General features: G+C 37.5%; 16 protein-coding genes, 2 tRNA genes, 1 rRNA gene and 1 pseudogene (1 of these 20 only partly in view). 11 read left to right on the top strand and 9 right to left on the bottom strand.

The annotated features are described in order from the left end of the window. The 3 genes from acsn021_RS22015 to acsn021_RS22005 all read left to right on the top strand — a co-directional run. Window positions 1-755 (top strand): 23S ribosomal RNA (locus acsn021_RS22015); it begins 2,159 nt to the left of the window's first position. Window positions 756-1,154: 399 nt separating this feature from the next. After that, window positions 1,155-1,226: transfer RNA gene (locus acsn021_RS22010), tRNA-Asn, on the top strand. A gap of 35 nt (window positions 1,227-1,261) precedes the next feature. Then, window positions 1,262-1,332, top strand: a tRNA-Cys gene (locus acsn021_RS22005). A gap of 91 nt (window positions 1,333-1,423) precedes the next feature. On the opposite strand, the gene acsn021_RS22000 is transcribed toward acsn021_RS22005, so the two are convergent. Then, window positions 1,424-2,641 (bottom strand): tyrosine-type recombinase/integrase, encoded by a 1,218-nt coding sequence (locus tag acsn021_RS22000; RefSeq protein ID WP_184096102.1) that lies wholly within the window; start codon window positions 2,639-2,641, stop codon window positions 1,424-1,426. A 147-nt stretch (window positions 2,642-2,788) separates the two neighbouring features. On the opposite strand from acsn021_RS22000, the gene acsn021_RS21995 reads away from it, so the two are divergent. Both acsn021_RS21995 and acsn021_RS21990 read left to right on the top strand, forming a co-directional pair. Continuing rightward, a complete protein-coding gene (locus tag acsn021_RS21995; RefSeq protein WP_184096100.1) occupies window positions 2,789-3,823 on the top strand; it encodes a DNA methyltransferase in 1,035 nt (344 codons plus the stop codon). Window positions 3,824-4,452: 629 nt separating this feature from the next. Further along, the gene (locus acsn021_RS21990) at window positions 4,453-5,547 is read left to right on the top strand and encodes a helix-turn-helix transcriptional regulator (RefSeq protein WP_184096099.1); all 1,095 of its coding nucleotides are present in this window, start codon (window positions 4,453-4,455) and stop codon (window positions 5,545-5,547) included. A gap of 19 nt (window positions 5,548-5,566) precedes the next feature. On the opposite strand, the gene acsn021_RS21985 is transcribed toward acsn021_RS21990, so the two are convergent. From acsn021_RS21985 to acsn021_RS21970, 4 genes are all read right to left on the bottom strand, one after another. After that, window positions 5,567-6,331, bottom strand: a complete 765-nt coding sequence (locus acsn021_RS21985; protein ID WP_184096097.1) for a DUF3788 domain-containing protein — start codon at window positions 6,329-6,331, stop codon at window positions 5,567-5,569. Window positions 6,332-6,409: 78 nt separating this feature from the next. After that, a complete protein-coding gene (locus tag acsn021_RS21980) occupies window positions 6,410-6,958 on the bottom strand; it encodes a hypothetical protein (protein ID WP_184096095.1) in 549 nt (182 codons plus the stop codon). Window positions 6,959-7,040: 82 nt separating this feature from the next. Further along, window positions 7,041-7,859 carry an Fpg/Nei family DNA glycosylase gene (locus acsn021_RS21975; RefSeq protein WP_184096093.1) on the bottom strand — a complete coding sequence of 273 codons (819 nt, stop codon included), beginning with the start codon at window positions 7,857-7,859 and terminating at the stop codon, window positions 7,041-7,043. Then, a complete protein-coding gene (locus acsn021_RS21970; RefSeq protein ID WP_185264934.1) occupies window positions 7,852-8,808 on the bottom strand; it encodes a MerR family transcriptional regulator in 957 nt (318 codons plus the stop codon). The genes acsn021_RS21975 and acsn021_RS21970 overlap by 8 nt, the downstream gene beginning before the upstream one ends. Window positions 8,809-9,418: 610 nt before the next feature. On the opposite strand from acsn021_RS21970, the gene acsn021_RS21965 reads away from it, so the two are divergent. Then, window positions 9,419-10,018 carry a recombinase family protein gene (locus tag acsn021_RS21965; protein WP_184096089.1) on the top strand — a complete coding sequence of 200 codons (600 nt, stop codon included), beginning with the start codon at window positions 9,419-9,421 and terminating at the stop codon, window positions 10,016-10,018. A gap of 14 nt (window positions 10,019-10,032) precedes the next feature. Continuing rightward, window positions 10,033-10,524, top strand: coding sequence for a hypothetical protein (locus acsn021_RS21960; protein WP_184096087.1), 492 nt, complete (start codon window positions 10,033-10,035; stop codon window positions 10,522-10,524). A 352-nt stretch (window positions 10,525-10,876) separates the two neighbouring features. Here the strand turns inward: acsn021_RS21960 and acsn021_RS21955 are convergent, their stop codons facing one another. Continuing rightward, window positions 10,877-12,463, bottom strand: a complete 1,587-nt coding sequence (locus acsn021_RS21955; RefSeq protein ID WP_184096195.1) for a transposase — start codon at window positions 12,461-12,463, stop codon at window positions 10,877-10,879. Between the two features lie 199 nt (window positions 12,464-12,662). On the opposite strand from acsn021_RS21955, the gene acsn021_RS21950 reads away from it, so the two are divergent. The 4 genes and pseudogenes from acsn021_RS21950 to acsn021_RS21935 all read left to right on the top strand — a co-directional run. Then, window positions 12,663-13,112, top strand: a complete 450-nt coding sequence (locus acsn021_RS21950; RefSeq protein ID WP_197978586.1) for a hypothetical protein — start codon at window positions 12,663-12,665, stop codon at window positions 13,110-13,112. A gap of 359 nt (window positions 13,113-13,471) precedes the next feature. Beyond that, window positions 13,472-14,086: an acyltransferase family protein gene (locus tag acsn021_RS21945; RefSeq protein ID WP_184092235.1), complete on the top strand. Its 615-nt coding sequence runs from the start codon at window positions 13,472-13,474 to the stop codon at window positions 14,084-14,086. Continuing rightward, window positions 14,079-14,339: an AbrB/MazE/SpoVT family DNA-binding domain-containing protein gene (locus tag acsn021_RS21940; protein WP_243167821.1), complete on the top strand. Its 261-nt coding sequence runs from the start codon at window positions 14,079-14,081 to the stop codon at window positions 14,337-14,339. The genes acsn021_RS21945 and acsn021_RS21940 overlap by 8 nt, the downstream gene beginning before the upstream one ends. Window positions 14,340-14,675: 336 nt before the next feature. Then, window positions 14,676-15,175 (top strand): annotated as a pseudogene (locus tag acsn021_RS21935) (group II intron maturase-specific domain-containing protein); the annotation flags it as partial. A 158-nt stretch (window positions 15,176-15,333) separates the two neighbouring features. Here the strand turns inward: acsn021_RS21935 and acsn021_RS21930 are convergent. The 3 genes from acsn021_RS21930 to acsn021_RS21920 form a co-directional block, all read right to left on the bottom strand. After that, a complete protein-coding gene (locus tag acsn021_RS21930) occupies window positions 15,334-16,164 on the bottom strand; it encodes a hypothetical protein (RefSeq protein ID WP_184092233.1) in 831 nt (276 codons plus the stop codon). Between the two features lie 81 nt (window positions 16,165-16,245). After that, window positions 16,246-17,631, bottom strand: coding sequence for a sensor histidine kinase (locus tag acsn021_RS21925; protein ID WP_184092231.1), 1,386 nt, complete (start codon window positions 17,629-17,631; stop codon window positions 16,246-16,248). Window positions 17,632-17,818: 187 nt separating this feature from the next. Further along, window positions 17,819-18,499, bottom strand: a complete 681-nt coding sequence (locus acsn021_RS21920) for a response regulator transcription factor (RefSeq protein WP_184092229.1) — start codon at window positions 18,497-18,499, stop codon at window positions 17,819-17,821. Window positions 18,500-18,609 lie beyond the last annotated feature (110 nt).

Raw genomic sequence — 18,609 nt, 5'->3', positions numbered from 1 at the left:
CGCTAGTTGCCATGGAGCCGTTGTTGGGATACCACCCTTGCAGTATTGGATTTCTAACATGTGCCCATGATCTGGGCAGTGGACAATGTCAGGTGGGGAGTTTGACTGGGGCGGTCGCCTCCGAAAGGGTATCGGAGGCGCTCAAAGGTCTTCTCAGAATGGTTGGAAACCATTCGCAGAGTGCAAAGGCATAAGAAGGCTTGACTGCGACACCGACGGGTGGAGCAGGTACGAAAGTAGGACTTAGTGATCCGGTGGTATAAAGTGGGATTGCCATCGCTCAACGGATAAAAGCTACCCTGGGGATAACAGGCTTATCACTCCCAAGAGTTCACATCGACGGAGTGGTTTGGCACCTCGATGTCGGCTCATCGCATCCTGGGGCTGTAGTAGGTCCCAAGGGTTGGGCTGTTCGCCCATTAAAGCGGTACGCGAGCTGGGTTCAGAACGTCGTGAGACAGTTCGGTCCCTATCCGGCGCGGGCGTAGGATATTTGAAAGGAGCTGACCTTAGTACGAGAGGACCGGGTTGGACGAACCGCTGGTGTATCGGTTGTACTACCAAGTGCACGGCCGAGTAGCCAAGTTTGGAAGGGATAAACGCTGAAGGCATCTAAGCGTGAAGCCCCCCTTAAGATAAGATATCCCATGCGAAAGCAGTAAGACCCCTTGAAGACGACAAGGTGGATAGGTTAGAGGTGGAAGTGTGGTAACACATGTAGCTGACTAATACTAATAGGTCGAGGGCTTGACCTAAAGATAAGGTTGAATATAAGGTAACTTATGTAAAGCTTTATCAGGTAATGTTCATAAATAGCAATGGTGTTTAATGTGTAGTTTTGAATGTATATATGAATGCGTCGTAAAACAAGTAGTAAGACTTTGTTTTGTGACGTTTTTTCATTCTAATTCATTCATAATATGTTATGCTGCAACGATAGGTGGATATAAATAATAAAAAACTGCTTAGTAGATAAATAACTTATATTACATTTGAAATTATTTTTAAGAAAAGATATCATTAATAGAATGTATAGAAAGATAAATTTAAAAAATGCTCATGCATTTTAAAATTTTCAAATTATTTATCAAATTGAAAAAGTTTTAAAAAAGCCTTGACTTTTATAGTCTAACATATTAAAATGGTAGTGTTCTTCCTCGATAGCTCAATGGTAGAGCACACGGCTGTTAACCGTGGGGTTGTTGGTTCGAGCCCAACTCGGGGAGCTATTTATTAAGAAGTAGCTTAGTAAATTAAATATGGCGACATAGCCAAGTGGTAAGGCATGGGTCTGCAACACCCTGATCACCAGTTCAAATCTGGTTGTCGCCTCTCTAAGTAAGTGCTTCAAATCCTTATAAATCAAGGGTTTGAAGCATTTTTTAATTTTAAAAATGTTGGTGCAAATTGGTGCAAGCTATTTTTAACCTAAAACGGCCCCCATTTTTTCTATGGTTTCGTCGGCAGGTGTTACTGAGCGTAGGTAATGTGAAGTCATTGTAAGTGTCGTATGGCCTAACATTTTTTGTAATTCAGGTGCACCAACCCCATTCTTGAACAGAATTGAAGCTGTCGAAAACCTAACCTTATGCGAAGGACGATATTCAATTCCAAGTTCGGTACAACACTTTTTAATTCGACGATTAAAAGTGACCGTAGCTAAAGTCTTATTATTGCGAATAAAAAGATATTCACTATTAGGGTTCAAAAGCTTAATCTGATTTAGGATTACCTTAGTTGCACTTGTTAATGGTATGTAGCGTTTACCTTCTTCTTTATGCCCTTTTATATCGTCTAAAATTTCATTTTTATCGTTTATCAAACGCTGGATATAAATAAGGTCGCCTCGGATATCATCCCACATTAAACCTTTTAATTCCGAAATCCTTAAAGTCAAATAGAAGTCGAGCTTAATAGCGAGAGAGTACAAATCATCGTTGGATAATTGATTGATAATTTGTAAGCGTTCCATCTCAGTATAAGGGATGACATCATTGTTTTCAGGTTTATAGGTAAACTGGCGATAGTTTATGTCTCGCAAATAATTATGCTCGATAATCTCCTTTTCTATGGCGAAGTATATAATGCCGTTCATCACGCTTTTCAGGTCATTGAAGCGCTTCCTCGTAAGTGTGACTCCTTTGGTAATTGTGCGAAAATAGCAAATAAAATCCTTTGGTTTTAGTTGTTTTAGAGGAACTTGTGTAATGGGGTTATCCCTGAGATGTGCGTTCCAAATGTAACCGTTCTCTTTTACAGTCTTTTGAGATGTGTTTGTTTCGTTGGTTCTCCATTCTACCCATTGTGGGTATAAATCCTCAAGGCTTGCATTATTATCACCAAAGTAAAAATCATAGAGCTTTTCATAGAGTTCTGTTTCATCCTTGCCTGCGACTTGTTTTTCTTTGCCATTTTCTAATATTCTTGTAAAAACTCTACCATCCTTTCTGGTATAAATTTTTTTAGTGTGAATCGTATCTACTTGTTTCTTTCTTAGCATATTCATTTTATCTGAAACCTCTGACGCCCTAAGTATACCACTACAGATAAGGTCTTGTAAAAAAATATTTATGTTTGCGTCATTAAATAGCCCTTTTGTGTCATCGGCCGTAACCATGCCTTTAGCATATGTAAGAATCATAATGGTAATCCCCCTAAAAGTTTGAATTTTATAGGTTGATTTATGCAAGGCTTGTATGTAGGCACCTCATAGTCACTAAATAATTGAAGATATTATTATCGCCTTAGGTTATAATAACCATAGGCATATCTAAGGAGGTGATGATTAGTGTCTAAGCAAATAAAACAAATATCACGTAAAGACAAGCAAAGCCTGATAAAAAGTACGCTAAGGAGTAATCAAGGACTTTCAAATAAAAAAATAGCACGATTGCTGGGAGTTAGTCCAACAAGCGTGTCTAAGTATCGTTTAGAGCTGTTTGGAGTGTCCAAATTGGACCCATTGCCGGATTATAAAGATAATGAGGATTGGACTCAACACATATGGGTTAAACAGCACCCTGAGATATTAAATAAGAAGTTGTCAGATAGAACATTGAAATGCTTACGGACACCTGGATTATTGGATAAACTGGTAGAACTAGAGGGAGTTACAGTAAGCCCACGACTGGCCTTGACGCTACTACGTAAAGAGCAACGTGAACAAAAGAAAAACCCAGCAATAACGGTAACAGAGGACGATGTTCAATTATTTGTCGCAAACCTAAAGATTGAAGGTGACTATGACCGAATAATGCCAAACTCAATAGATTTAATTTTAGTTGATATGATGTATAAGGCAGAGTACGCCGATTTATATCCTTACCTTGCCCGTATAAGTGAAAAACTATTAAAACCTAACGGCTCTCTGGTCGTTATGTGCGGGCAATTATTACTGCCACAAGCTATGAAAGCTCTGGGTGAGCACTTGACTTATAACTGGTGTCACGCATACATGACACCTAATGGAACCCAGTTAGTACACCCACGCAGAGTCATACCTAAATGGAAAGCTATTCTACATTACGTTAAAGGCGCTCCCAATAAAAAAACATCTTATACGCCAGACATACATATACCGCCACCTCGTGACGCAGACGATAGTGGACTACATCCATACCAACAGAGTCTCCCAGCGTTTGTTGAGCTGATAAAAACCTTCTCTGTCGAAGGTGATACCATAATGGACGTATGTATGGGTAGTTCAACGACAATTATAGCAGGACTTATTGCTGGTGGTCGTAAGGTCTTCGGCTCTGACGCTGACCCACAAGCTGTCGCTACTGCTAAGCGTAGGGTTAAGGAGTTTTGGATAAGTGTGTAGCAAAGATGTTAAACAATCCCGCTTGTATAGAGCTTAGTTCCTCATCTGTCTATAATATTGATATCATACATACTCTCAACTTATACATATAATTTGCAAGGCTTGCTTTTGACTTATACTTGCAGACAATAATTTAAAATAATTACTTAACAAATGTGGTATAGTTCTGATATGTTTATGAAACATACCTTGATTTGATGTGTATATAAAATAAGCCACGGATACCGATACGGTAGGTATTCGTGACTTAAAAGGATGAGCTGTCGGCCCCGAAATATTATATTGAGTAAGCCAGGAGTGTCTGCGTAGTGAGGAACACATTGAGTTATAAATTGAATTCGGATACATTATAATAAATTAACAGGTTGCAAAGTATGTTAACGTATAAATCCAAGTGCTAACAGCTGACACCAGCCATGCGATATCGTCTATGTAGAGCTTAGCTCCCTATCGCTGTCTATCCCTATAAGTTCCACACAGCCTCCCAACTATCTCTATATATGATAAGGCCTGTTTATCTACATACTTCTCGCACTAAAAACAACTAGATTTTACTTAACAAATGAGGTATGATTTTTATAAAAGCACTAAATCAATAATATTTTTCAAGGTTACGGAGGTACATAACTATGGTTACTAAATATGGAGACTATCGGATAGATTTGCGTAAGTGCAAGGATTTAATATTATCTACATTATCACAGATTGACTATATTATAGCAGATGATGAATATACATTAATTGCTGGCGGAGCTATACATAATATAGCTATCAATGATGCCAAAATACTTACAAGCGTCCTAAATACTAGAGGATTGCAGAGTGCTAAACATATTGTATACATAGCCAAAGATGATTTTGCAGTTTTGGATATGTATATCCGGTACGAGAGACAAAAACCGCTGAAAAAACAATGCCTTACAGACTGGGGCATTACTCGTACACAACAAGCTATGCAGTCTATTAGTTGCTATAAGCTGTTAGACAGATTACATATGTCTGTTTTACAGCTATGGGATATTTTGCACGGATATGAGTCTCCCGCAGACGACATATATGCCCTACTTAGTTCTTGCGGAGCTGGAGTATGCCAGCAGTATGTAGAGTATCCCCTGCCAGATGTTTTTACCACACCTGATAGACCTGCATATATATCCAAAGCAGAGCGTAACTCAGCCATCATACAAATGTATGTAGATGGTGCTGGTCTTCGTCAGCTTGAAAATGCTGGATTTGGTATAAAAAGAGCTGCTATCCTTAGTGTTTTACGACAATCCGGAGTGTACAAAGGTGTGGAGGAAGGCAAGGTACGCCATCAATCAGGTGAGTGGATTTCTAGTGCGTATCGCAAGCATGATGGCACAGCTGTAAAAGCCGATAAAATAGCAAAAGCTAAACATAGTAACTCGAAAAGGCTTCGTAAGATGCTGTATGATTTGCGTATTAACTCTGCACTTACCCAGCAGCAGATTGCTACCAAACTCGGCTGTAGCAGAGCATACTACTGCAACGTTGAGAATGGTATGGAGACACCATCTGAGGTATTTTGGGGTAAGATAGCAGTCTTATTTGAGTTAGATGTTAGATGCGAGGATATACGCAAAGTAAGCACCATCAGACAGCTCGCCCAGACGAAAACGGTTACAGAACAAGCAAACACAGACAATACAGAAGACGAGTATAGCTATGTATCAAACAGATACACAAGTATCGATTTAATATAAAAGCAGGTTGGTATCCCCCTTAATTTCCGTATTGTTCAAATACATAAGGCAGAATTACCCATGTAACATCGTCGGCAGCAATGGTATTTGCGTGGATTTCAGGTTTAAGCCCTTGATATAAATGATGTGCCTTATCACAAGGATTTTTATAACAATTCTGGCATCTATCAACGTCATTTTTCGCAGCACATTTCAAAGAATCGCAGTTAAAGCTTTTATCCAATCCCCCTGTATGACAGCCATCACATAACTTCATATCATCGCCCCAATATCCCCCATCGCCTACACCTCCCGCATATACACGTATCAGCCGCTCTTTCAACTCTGCCCGGAACTCCTCGCTGATTGTTCCGCCGTTATAATGCACACACAAATCACAACGGTGTCCGCAACTGGAATAGACCGCTTGCTCTTTCGGAAACGGTTTTCGGTTAGGTTTTTTCTTAATCAAAACAAGCTGCTCGACAGCTTCGAGCATATGTAAATTGGCAACGGAAATTAACATCCATTTGCCGTCATGATGTGTTTTACTGTTATCGTAAATTTCTTGTATCTTCTGGGGAAATTCATTGCGCCGCGCCTCAAATAATTCACGTTCTGCCTTTCCGAAAATAATAAGAAAATCGTAATGGTCTTCCCGTATGTAGATAGTTAGCACAGTTTTCCCGCCTTTGCGGAATTTCAATTCATCTTTGCCGTTGCCCACCTCATCCAAAACATATTTTCCTCGCATAAAGCTCATAGTATTCTCGCTGACCTTTTGTAGTTCTGTTTTTTTGCTCATTATACAACCCCCTATCAACCCATTAAGGCTTCCGTTACCAACCGAATTTAATAGGTTGGTGTATTTTCGTGTTACTTTTTATATTATTTCAAAAAGATGTTCGCATTGTTTTTCACCATTAGAGCTAATGGGGGATGATACAGTTTCTTTAAGGCGCAATTTTACGCCGAGACTGTTTTCAATATGATATTTTACATGTCCACTGCAACAACCGCAATATGTAAGGGAAACGGTCGTGGATTTGGACAATGTATTCATACATGGGCATACACATATATATTTTCCATTTTCCTCAAAATCCCAAAATATACTTAATGTCCCATCATCATTTAATCTGCTGCGAGCAAATTCGTTTATACCCATTGCGTTTAGTATTTTAATGCGTTCTCCGATGGATTTATCTTTAAGTTTTAGCATAAATACAGCGGTAGGTTCATTCTTGTTGCAACCTTGCTCCTCCATAACGGAAAGAATTTGAACTTTTGAAAGTAAATTATCCATTTGATTCACAAATGCTATTTTTTCTTCCGGCGTTTCATCTTTACTTTCTGGAAAAACAAATTGCTCCATTACTTCCTTGGGAATACCTTTGTCAATCATAGTCTGCTTGATTTCCAATATGTTCATAATAAAAAATCTCCTCCTATTAACCCATTAAGGGAATCCTTCACCAACCGAGAGTATGAAAAAGGGTTGGTGTATTTTCGTACTATTCTTTTTGGCAGGCAGGACATATGAAAGTAGATGTACTGCCAGTTTTTATTGAAACTATTGTCTCGCCACAGACCGGGCAGGGCTGGTTTTCTTTATAGCCTACAAGGAAATAATCCATTGTGAAGCCACCTTTTTGCCCAAAGAAATCACTTTCGTAAGCAAACGCGCCTTTTTCCTGTGAGAGGTTCAAAAGCTCTGTTATGGTGCTATAAAGCAATTTAATTTCTTCCCCGCTCATATCCGATATTTTCTTTTGAGGATGTAGATGTGCCTTGAATAAAATATCGTGCATATACATATTTCCGATTCCACCAACATTCTTCTGATTCATTAAAAAAGCTTTTATCTGCGTCTTTTTTCCTTTCAGAAGTGATGAAAAATAATCAAGCGTAAATTTTTCATCAAATGGGTCAATAGCAATGTCTTTTGTATTGGGCTCTGATGCAAGCTCGCCATCCGAAACAAGTAAGAACTTACCGAACCACCAAAAGCGGGCGGTATAACCGCTGCCATCACTAAAGAGAACCTTTATCTGGTATTTGTCCGTTTCATTCTTCTCATTATCGAAGAACAAAATATCTGCGCCCATACCAAGAGATAAAAGGATATTTTCACCATTATTAAGCGTAGTAATAATCCATTTCCCTCTATTACGGATATCATCAATCCTTGCACCCGTGATTCGTTTTTGAAACTCATCAGACGGGATGTTGGCGCATTTCTCTTGCAGCAGAGTAAGATTTTGTATGGTCTTTCCACACAGAACATCTCTCATTTGTCCCGAGAGTTTAGCAATTTCAGGTAACTCAGCCATTTTCATTTTTCTCCTTCTCATTTTTTATTTGTATCGGAATAAATATATCTTGCTGGTATCTGTTCAACTTATTCGATATATCCCACGGTAAAATTTCCTCAATCATTTCGTAGCGATGCAATTCTCCTTCTGCATTTGCGTCGAGCTCATAATGGTCGCTATTATTTACCCAGTCTTTTAAAAGAATAAAAGTATCATCCATATCCTCCATGAAGGAACTGGCTATAGCGAATAACCCTCCTGTAAATTTTTCGTCTGCGTATTCTGTTGTATTTTCATAGTCACTTGGTATTTTGATAAGCATAATCCATTCACCGCTTGGTTCTTTGCGGTAAAAGCAATTACGTAATCCGGGACTTGGTGTGAAGCCATATTTCACAAATAGACTCTGCATTTTATCTTCTATATTTTCTACTTGTCCTGTTTTCAATTTTGAAGTAAGAAAACGCATCGGTGGTAATCGAATAATTCGTACATCATGTAGCCTTAATGCTTCACGGCTGATTACCGACAATTTTTCAAATGTGACTGTCTCATTCTTTTCAACTGTGGCAAGCCTCTTTTCAGTTTCTTCATAAAGCAATGTAATGCCTGATATTTTCTTGATACCGCTCATTAGCATTTTATGAAGAAAATCATCGACAAGATGCCTTAGCTCAGATAAAGCTGAAATTTCCGTGTCAAGTAATTCAAGTTTGTCCACAAACGCTTGAATCAATGCCGTCATGTTTTCACTTCTGAATATAACGACCATATCCTTAACCGGGATTTGTAATTTGCGTAAAATAATAATCTGTTTCAATCGTTCAAGCGCGTCAGTATCATAATAACGTTGGCTTTTGTTATCAGGATGGTTGCTCCATAAAAGCCCCATTTCCTCGTAATATCTTAGTGTCCTACTCGATATACCGAAGATGTCAACAACTTCGTTTATCCTAATCAAATCCAAAAAACATCACCACCTTTCCATTATTATACAAGTTGACGCAGGGTCAATGTCAATAGTTTATTTTTAAAAATTAAACAGTATTTATTTTATTTAGTAACAGGGAGAAGGCAGATGCTTTTGAGCAAAAACGAATTTTATAATTATTTCAAACAAAGACACTTCAATGTCTATGTGATTATGCTAATATCTCCAAGAAACTTCCGGTTATTTTGCAGAGAGTTTTCTTTAGGCACTATAAGATTTTCGGTAACTAATAATAAAAAGTACACTAAATGACACCATAGGTTCTACCTAACCTTGCTGGTCTTGACTGTGATTCTGCAAAAAATTCTTACTGGCACTGCACAAGGATATGGTACATCAATAATGAGCCACGAACCCATCATAGCAGATAATACTTTGAAATTGAGACTTGCTAAAGCTCTCGTGGCCGTGTACTGTAGAGGTGTCATAAAACGGTCGTTTATGACACACATATAAGAGGATACTGAAAATAAGGGTTTAAAGGTGTTAAAGCGTGTCATATAAGGTGTCATAATCAAATTACATTATAACACCTTTATGAAGCAATACGGATAACAAATAAAACGGATTTAAGGGAGGATACGGTATGGATACAGATAAGAACGTGACGTATTTAGGCTATATCAGAGTCAGCAAAGAAAATATGAATTTAGACAGGCAGTCGGATTTACTAATTGCTGCGGGAGTACCTGAACGCAATATTTATCAAGAAAAGGTCACAGGCACTAAACGAGACAGAGAAGCGCTTAATCAAATGATTGAGAGTATTAAACCCAATGAAAAAATAGTTGTAGTAGTGGCTGAGTTATCGAGGCTTTCGAGGTCTACAAGGGATTTGATAGAGATTGTTGAGCTAATACACTCTAAAGGAGCTGATATAAAGAGCCTTAAAGAGCCGTGGATTGATACTACCAGCCCCCAATCTAAACTACTTTTCACTATTTTTGCAGGTCTTTCACAATTTGAGCGTGACTTACTCTCAGATAGAACCAAAGATGGGCTAAAAGCTGCAAAGGCCAGGGGTAGAACGGGTGGCAGACCCTCTAAGCGTACCGATAAAGCAATAACGGTAACCTCATTATATAATAACGGTGTAAAGATTGCTGAAATTGTTAGGCAAACAGCACTTAGTAGGAGTACCGTAAACAGGATTATCAGAGATGGTGCAAGTAAAACCTGTGCATAAGGAGACTGTTTATAATGACGATTTGTCCTAAATGTAAAAAGATTTATAAACGTAACCGGCCTCATATTTGTAATTGTGACCGGAAGAATCAGCCTATGACCATTGAAATACGCTATGAGCTTGTAGGCGTAGTTGTAAAGCTACTGGAACGTGGGTTTAAGGTGGTATTTGCAAGCTGTGATACCTACCCTATATATGCGGATAATCCTCAGATAAAATCGACTACAATCATGGTTGAGTTAGGTGATTTGTATCCAGAGGCTATGCTTGAGGGACTTCCACCTGACTGGATGCAGTACGAGTACCACAGAGTGGCTAATGATATTATTAGTGAGTATAAATATACTGGCCTAAGCTGTACGGAGTACCACCCTGTTGGTGAGAGTGATGAGGGGAGCATCGACTTTACTAAGATGATAATGTTAAGTAATTTAGAAAGCTGGCTTGATGACAGAGCTCCTGAGAGCTTTTATGCTGTGTGGAGACTGGCAGGAGTCCTGATGTAGTTAAAAATGTATACAAATATCCTACGATAAAATAACGCTGTCTCTAAATGTATGCAATATAAAATAAATTTCTTTAAAAATAGTTGCATTTTACTTTGTCAATGTATATAATATAAGTACAAAGATGTTTCACAATGTACAGTTAAACATTGTAATGATACAAAGATGCTTCACAATGTGCAGGAAACATTGTAAAAGGGGCTGTAAAATAAGTCCTTAATTAAGAATCGCCAGTTCCGACAGATGCCGGTTCTGGTGATTCTTCTTTTTTTTATTTATTTTTTATGATTATGATTGATTTTTCCATAAAAAAGCGTGCACTTAATAAAGCTGTGAGTATAGTTCTTGGATTTTAAGCAGCCAACTTGTTTCTCTGTTTTTTATTATGATATTTATAAAGATTAAAACCACAAGAAATCAGTGTGAGTTCAAGAATTGCGTTTTTCTCACCTCTTCGAAATAATCTTTTGTAGGATTTATTCCATTTTAAAATACCAAAGGTTCCTTCCGCTTGAATACTACGATTCATTCTCAACAGTGCGCCATGTATTGATTCAAGATTTGTCATTACCTCTTGATGTATTGATGTTAATTCCTGATTCATTCGAATAGTTCTATTTTTGCTTGCCTTAGGACAACAATCGTTTTTAAACTGGCAGCCTTCACATGATTTGCATTCATAGATTTCTTCGGTTCTGCTGTATTTGTTTTTATAGACATGTTGTTTGCTTTTAAAGTGAAAAGTCTTTCCATTTGGGCATATTAAATTTCCATTCTCGTCTCTTTTAAAGTTGACTGCGCGATATGGATTTTCATGATACTTCTTATCGGATGTTTCTTTTTTGAACATGGTAAATTTCATATATTTTTCCATCCCATGCTCTTCACAGTAAAGATAGTTATTATAGGAACCATAGCCTGCATCTGCAACTGGATACTTTGGATAATGACCATAGATTTCATTGAATTTTTCCATCAAAGGAACAAAGCATTCCATATCTGATGCATATGGTTTTACATCAACTACCGCTATATATTCATCACAGACAGCGGTCTGTAGATTGTACGCTGGGAGAAGCTGATCATTCCCCATATAATCCCGTTTTATGCGCATAAAAGTGGCATCGTGATCGGTTTTGGAATAACTGTTTCTTTCATCGCCACAAACTTCTATATGATGTGCATATGTCTTTAATCGTTCTAGATACCCCTCTAATTCCTGATATTGTTTTTGCGGAAGGCTTTTTCTATGACCACAACCAGATACAAACGTGGATTCCACCAGATTTGTTGCATTCTTGTACATTTCCAAGAGTTCAGATACATATTCGACAGCATACTCATCTCTCTTATCAAGTTTTACACCGAAATATCCTAATACTTCCTGGTTCATTGCATCAATTAGCGTGGATATCTTTTCATAAACCTTTCCTCGGTTTTTTGTACAAGACTTTTTCCATACCCAGGTATATCGGTTGGCATTCGCTTCCATTTTTGTTCCATCTATGTAAGTATGCTCCAGGTCCACATGCTCCTTTTCAAAAATGTAACTGTTTAAGTCAATAAAAATCTGTTCTATGGAATCTGTTAGTTCATTGCGTATAAGATTGCCAAAGGTCGCAAAAGAAGGAGCCTTCATCTCATCAAGAAGATACAGGTATCGTATATCATTCCTACAGAGTTTTTCTATTTCACGCAGAGAACTAATTCCGTGCTCCATGAAGGCAAAGAGTATCACTTTAAGGAGTTTCTGTTCATCACATCTTGGACGACCTGTTCTGTAGCCTTTCTCTACAAAATATTTTGATAGGTCGATGTGATCCATCACCTCACAGAACGTGTATACTGGATCAGATATATTAATTAATTTTTCGATTTCCAATGGTAATTTCAGCTGACGTACTGTATAATTATCATTGGTGTTTTTATTTATTTGCATAATTAATTATACCAAAAAATCGCTGAAGTCTCATGACCTCAGCGATTTTTCTTTTAGGGGAGTTTTTTTACAGCCCCTTTATACATATGATGAGGAGAAATATGAAAGAAAATTCAATATATTTTGCTGAGAATATGTTTTATCAAATAATTCGTGATGTAGGTGGTGCATGGAATGACTCGAAAGAACGTCCTATAGTATGCTTGCTAAAATTAGAAGAGATAGTGAAATTTACTGGGCCATTCCTATGGGAGACTGGGAACATCGAGATGAATTGGCTAAAAAGAGAATCGAGGGCTACTTAAGCTTACCGGATAATAAATTGCAATCGTGTTTTTATCATATTGGAAATACAACAACGAAATCTATATTTTTTATAAGTGATGTTATACCGATTACAGACAAGTACATAAACAGAGAGTATTTAGGATATAACTCAAAAGGCTATGAGATTAAAAATAAGAAATTAATCGCAGAATTACAAAGAAAACTGAAAAGGATTCTCTATTGTGAAGACAAGAAACATAATTATTTTAGACAACATATTACAGACGTTAAAAATTATCTAATAGCTGAATTAGAATATACTAAGTCACAAGAGCAGGTAGCTGCTGCTGAAATTGATATTAGTGCACAGAATCAAAAGTAATATAGTAAATATAATAATGTTAGAAACGTAGGTGCAAAATTGGTGCAAAAGCTGTCAGAGGGTTCAGAAGCCCCCTTTCTATAAGGTTTTTAGGACTGCCAAAACAGTTCAAATCTGGTTGTCGCCTCTCTTAGAGAAAACCTCTAAACCTTGATAATAAGGTTTAGAGGTTTTTTATGTACAGATAGTATACCTACGTTTTTGATTTATAGAAACCAAATTGTACCAGTAATTATCAAAAACAAATATATGCCACATATATTAACAAAATTCTATGAATTGTGTTAAAAACAGTTGGTGGAACTTCGTTTTCCGGTTTGTTATAATATGCTAAAAATAATTGCAAAGGTGGGAAATGTATGAGAAAATATTATGTAGATAATTTACGTTGGATTACCGTTTTATTGGTGGTACTTTATCATGTAATCTATATGTATAATGGAGTGTCAACTGCAGGTGTGATTGGGTCTTTTCATGAAATGCAGTATCAGGATGCTTTGCAATATATTTTATATCCATGGTTTATGGTAATTCTATTTATTGTGTCCGGTATGAGTTCCAGATATTATTTGGAAGAACATACTATAAATGAATTCATTGCAAGTAGAACCAGAAAATTATTGGTTCCATCGACCCTTGGTTTGTTTGTCTTTCATTGGACAGTAGGTTATTTTAACATGGCAATTAGTAATGCATTTGATACATTTCCGAATACAACTCCAAAAGTAATTTTGTATCTAATCATGGCAGTATCTGGTACAGGTGTGCTTTGGTATATTCAGATGCTTTGGATTTTCTCCCTTGGACTTGTATTAATCCGAAAATTCGAGACGGGAAAGCTATACAATATTTGCAAAAAAGCAAATTCAATTATTTTAATTGCTTTGGGCATCTCAATATGGGGAGCAGCTCAGGTATTTAATACTCCAATAATCCCAGTCTATCGATTTGGTATACGGAGTGACATTGGATGATTTGGTTACATACGAAAGTGCTGTGCGTGGTCTTGGTGTGCCGCCTAAGGGAAAACATGCATTTGGCATAGTAACCGTAGGAGACAAAGGTCAAATTGTTATTCCGGCTAAGGCTCGAAAGGTTTTTAATATCAAGGCGGGAGATCAAATGCTAGTGCTGGGTGATGAGGAACAAGGGCTTGCAATTATAAAGGAACAGGATGTTTTTGAGCGTTTCATTAAACCATACCTGAACAACCGAAAGAACAGGTGAAAAATTCATCCTCAACGAACGTATGAATATGAGTAACGCTATGAGCACCCATATTTAGAGGTGAAAGAACTAGAGAACATTTTTATTACGGCGATAACAGAAACCGCCGTGCTTTTTCTGTTTGCGCGCCATGGGCGCGCTCTAACGGGTGCAAGTCCCGAGTGCACCTAGGTAACAAGGAAGTGCATAGCTGAACAGCAAGGGTTTCATCGTGAGAATCTGAAGGAAGCTGTAGGCAAACCTCCGGCCTGACGGATAGAAATCACATATAAGGCTAGGTTCTGTTTGGTAAGTCCGCAGAAAAGGATGAAGCCGTAAAGTTACCACTTGTAGGAACAGAGCAAGGTGGATAGGCCGAGAGGTCTCAAATACCTTGGAATTGGATTCTACTTTGACAGCAAAACACATCAGTATAAGGTGAAACCACATGCCAAATCAGTAGCAAAGTTCAAAGCAAGAATGAAACAACTTACTTGCAGAAGTTGGGGAGTTGGAAATGACTACGAAATAAAGAGACTCAATGAACTCATCAGAGGGTGGATTAACTACTTTAAAATTGGTGGTATGAAAGGTCTTTGTGCAAAGCTGGACAGCAACATACGTTATCGTATTCGCTTGTGTATTTGGAAACAGTGGAAAACTCCACACAGAGCAGAGAACTTGATGAAACTTGGAATTAACAAATATACAGCATGGAAAACGGCATATACGGGTGCAAGAATTGCCTATGTCTGCAACAAAGGTGCTGTAAATGTTGCGATAAACAACAAGAGATTAGCCTCATTTGGACTAATCTCAATGTTAGATTACTACACCGAAAGTGTGTTACTTGTTAAGTTGATTAAACGCTGTGTACCGAACGGTACGCACGGTGGTGTGAGAGGTCGGAGTTTCTTCAATTTGAAGAAATTTCTCCTACTCGATTGTAATCTTTAAAAAACTAATTTAAGTTTATTCAATTCGTATTGAGCGTATTAGTTTTTTATAAACGTATTTAACCTAGATAATCCGAACCACCATCCGGCTCTATACTATTAATACTTTGAAGCTCTTTTGTATCCTCTGTTATACTTACACTATACTCGGTACCCTCTGTATCGACAACAATGAAATTTATATAAAGTCTTATAGCTTCGAGATTTTCTGGACGTGGTCTGACGTTTTCAAGTAGTGCAGAAACACTATCAAAGTCAGTAGAAGCTACCTTCACTCCATAGCTTTCTTTAGTAAACTTCATTGCTAACTCTTTATATTCCTCGCAATTTTCCTTATAATATGCATTAGCCTTTTTTTCATCAAAAGGGATCGGTTTTGATATCTTGCTAGGACTGTGCTTCATCTGTATAGATTGTCTTTCACCGCTTATAGAATTAATCATAAAACTATAATCCGGTTCTCCTAAAGCGCCTGGCGTTTGTGTTTGGTCATAGTTCTCATATACATCTCCAATCCATCTAGTTTCAGAGGTAATTGGTGAGACATTATAATACATAACGACCACTTTCTCCTTAAGACTTGCCTTATACATATTCCAGATGTATTTTGCTCCTATTTCCGCGGCTGCTTCAGCAGATAGTGAATTTATATCTTTAGCGGGACTTAATCTATTTATGATAACTTTATAGTCCTCTTTCACGTAATCTTCTGAAGGTTCTATTTTTATCGTCTTAATATTATAGGTTGTGGGTGAGGATGTCTGCTTCTTCATTTCAGAAGCTATTACTTTGTTATTAAATCCTGTAAAGGCAACACTGCATAGACCAATGGCTACTGCTCCTGCAAAAACGGTTTTACTTATGATTTTTATTGCATCTGATTTTTTCATTGTTTCTCCTTTTCTGGGTCAGGTAATCGGGGTCTTTGTTTCAGTTCTGCGAAATACCTGAATAATCTGTTTCATCACTATTTAACCAGTAAAAATTAATTTGACTGTGGTTCCCTCCTGGGGATTGGAATCAAAGATAAGCTCTGCATTATGTAATTCTGCAATAAAACCGCATATGGAAAGTCCTAATCCGACTCCACCATACTCTCTGCTCCGCGATTTATCCACTCGGTAAAAAGGTTCCGTTAACTTTCCCACTGCTTCAGGCGGAATTCCTGTTCCCTTATCTTTAACAAGCAATACCTTTTTCCCTGCCTCCATGCGGGTTTCCCAAGTTATTGAATCTCCTGGACTGCTGGCCTTTATGGCGTTGTCTGTTAAATTTATCAAAAGGCTCTCCAGTAAATCCATATCTCCATAGAAGTAATCAATATTGTTACTTAAGGTAAGGGTAATATCCGCTACTTTTAATTTATCCGACATATAATTTCTGGTATTATCAAAAAGCTGTTCTACCTCTATCCTCTCCCCGGATATTTCTATATTTCTAAGTACAGCCATTTCCAGCAGACGATTCGATATATTGAGCATATGTTTGCTTTCTGTCATAATGATACCGGCGGCTTTTATCTTCTCTTCATTGTCTATAGGGGATTTTTGAATATATTCTGCAAAACCAAATACGGATGTAAGAGGTGTTCTAATTTCATGGGCAAAGTTATCAACAAACTGCTGTTTTTGTTTGGAGGCTTCTGCTAATTGTGTTATACGCAATTGGATTTCTTCCGCCATATGATTAAAGTTTTCAGCCATTTCCGTTAATTCATTTCGACCTTTTAAACGGATTCTATCTTCGTAATGGCCTGCTGCTATCTTCTGCGTAGCAGAAGCCACCATCAATAAAGGTTGAAAGATACGGTTTAACAATATCTGAAGGCTGATTGCTAAAACTGTCGAAGATATTACACCAATTAGCAATAATATTCTCTGCCGCTGCTCCCAGGCTTTAAGGTTTCCAGTAATATCATGCAGATAAATTAGACCATACTGATTGTCAGTGCCAGGAATGTCTCCCATCACACGAATATAAGTAGCATCGCCTTTCTGAAGAAAGGATACTTTTCGTATTCCGGGGTTAGTAGTTTCCACTTGCATCTCTTTATCGCCGAAATTGGTTAAGAGGACTCTTCCCTGATATATCACCTCGAGACTGACACCCTGCCTTTTATAAAAATCTGCATAAATCTCATAAAGAGGTTCTATAGAGTCTTCATATGTATTACCCCGATCGATGATTGCTTTCAAATCTTTTCCATAGGCTGAATTTATAAAATAATGCTCGCTTAGTCCCCGTTCCTTTATATTGTTCATGTCTGTTCTAAACATAGAGTAGGAGATAAAAAATAAACTACCAAAAAGAATTATAAGAAACAAAATCAATGTGGTGATAAACGTACGAAATTTCATAGCTGCTCCCTCAGTGATACATCTCCTTCGGCAGAGATGTTATTGAATTACTTAATTTTTACAACTTTAATACAACCGCCTCCTTTTCTGATAAATTGTCATAATCTGAATGAAAATGAGTTGTAAGCCATCTTTTAAATGCCTTATGCACAAACTAATGTTATATGCAATATGTATCTAAGTTGTATCAATTTCTACAAATTGTTTTATTTTTTGGAACGTCCAAGCGGTATCCAATTTTGTACACAGATATAATCGTATCCTCCCAGTTTAGTTTCTTACGCAGTCGCTGTACATGCAAATCAACGGTACGGCTGTCACCTGTATAATCTCCACCCCAAACACTTTCATAAATTTTATCACGAAACAGTGCAATGCTTTTGTTTCGTATAAAAAATAGCAGCATATCATATTCTTTTACGGTCAGAGCCACGTCCCTGCCACCTTTTGTAACCTTTCTAGAGATGGTATCTATTTCAATCTCCATGAAGCTTATTTTGGTATCACACAAATTGTATCGCCTCAATACGGCTTCTACTCTGGCTAGCAATTCAATCATTTCAAAGGGCTTTACGATATAGTCGTCCGCACCAAGCTTAAGGCCTTTTACTCTTTCTAAAACAGAAGACTTGGCAGTAAGAAAAATAATCGGTATTTTTTTCGGTCTAATATATTCAGCAAGATCATACCCGTCTATTTCCGGCAACATGATATCCAGAAGTATCAAGTCGTATTTGTGCGTATCAATCTTTTCTACCGCAGCGGTCCCATTATATACACATACGCAGTCATAACCCGCTTGGGTTAGGTTGGCATAAAGTAAAAACGCTATATTTTTTTCATCTTCAACAAGTAAGATATTAATCATGATATGTCCAATCCTGTATTTTATTAGAATCCTCAGATTAAAATTTGATTCTTATTTTGTATAAATTATAAAGCATTAAAACAGGATTGTAAACTTCTTGATAATTTTAA

Source organism: Anaerocolumna cellulosilytica (assembly GCF_014218335.1).
GTDB lineage: Bacteria > Bacillota > Clostridia > Lachnospirales > Lachnospiraceae > Anaerocolumna > Anaerocolumna cellulosilytica.
This window is presented reverse-complemented; position numbering and strand designations above follow the sequence as displayed.

Excerpts from the sequence above, each read along its gene's own strand:
- acsn021_RS21965 (WP_184096089.1), top strand. The coding sequence starts at position 9,419 with ATGGATACAGATAAGAACGTGACGTATTTAGGCTATATCAGAGTCAGC.
- acsn021_RS21980 (WP_184096095.1), bottom strand. The coding sequence starts at position 6,958 with ATGAACATATTGGAAATCAAGCAGACTATGATTGACAAAGGTATTCCC.
- acsn021_RS21925 (WP_184092231.1), bottom strand. The coding sequence starts at position 17,631 with ATGAAATTTCGTACGTTTATCACCACATTGATTTTGTTTCTTATAATT.
- acsn021_RS21945 (WP_184092235.1), top strand. The coding sequence starts at position 13,472 with ATGAGAAAATATTATGTAGATAATTTACGTTGGATTACCGTTTTATTG.
- acsn021_RS22000 (WP_184096102.1), bottom strand. The coding sequence starts at position 2,641 with ATGATTCTTACATATGCTAAAGGCATGGTTACGGCCGATGACACAAAA.
- acsn021_RS21985 (WP_184096097.1), bottom strand. The coding sequence starts at position 6,331 with ATGAGCAAAAAAACAGAACTACAAAAGGTCAGCGAGAATACTATGAGC.
- acsn021_RS21930 (WP_184092233.1), bottom strand. The coding sequence starts at position 16,164 with ATGAAAAAATCAGATGCAATAAAAATCATAAGTAAAACCGTTTTTGCA.
- acsn021_RS21955 (WP_184096195.1), bottom strand. The coding sequence starts at position 12,463 with ATGCAAATAAATAAAAACACCAATGATAATTATACAGTACGTCAGCTG.
- acsn021_RS21920 (WP_184092229.1), bottom strand. The coding sequence starts at position 18,499 with ATGATTAATATCTTACTTGTTGAAGATGAAAAAAATATAGCGTTTTTA.
- acsn021_RS21950 (WP_197978586.1), top strand. The coding sequence starts at position 12,663 with ATGCTTGCTAAAATTAGAAGAGATAGTGAAATTTACTGGGCCATTCCT.
- acsn021_RS21975 (WP_184096093.1), bottom strand. The coding sequence starts at position 7,859 with ATGGCTGAGTTACCTGAAATTGCTAAACTCTCGGGACAAATGAGAGAT.
- acsn021_RS21960 (WP_184096087.1), top strand. The coding sequence starts at position 10,033 with ATGACGATTTGTCCTAAATGTAAAAAGATTTATAAACGTAACCGGCCT.
- acsn021_RS21990 (WP_184096099.1), top strand. The coding sequence starts at position 4,453 with ATGGTTACTAAATATGGAGACTATCGGATAGATTTGCGTAAGTGCAAG.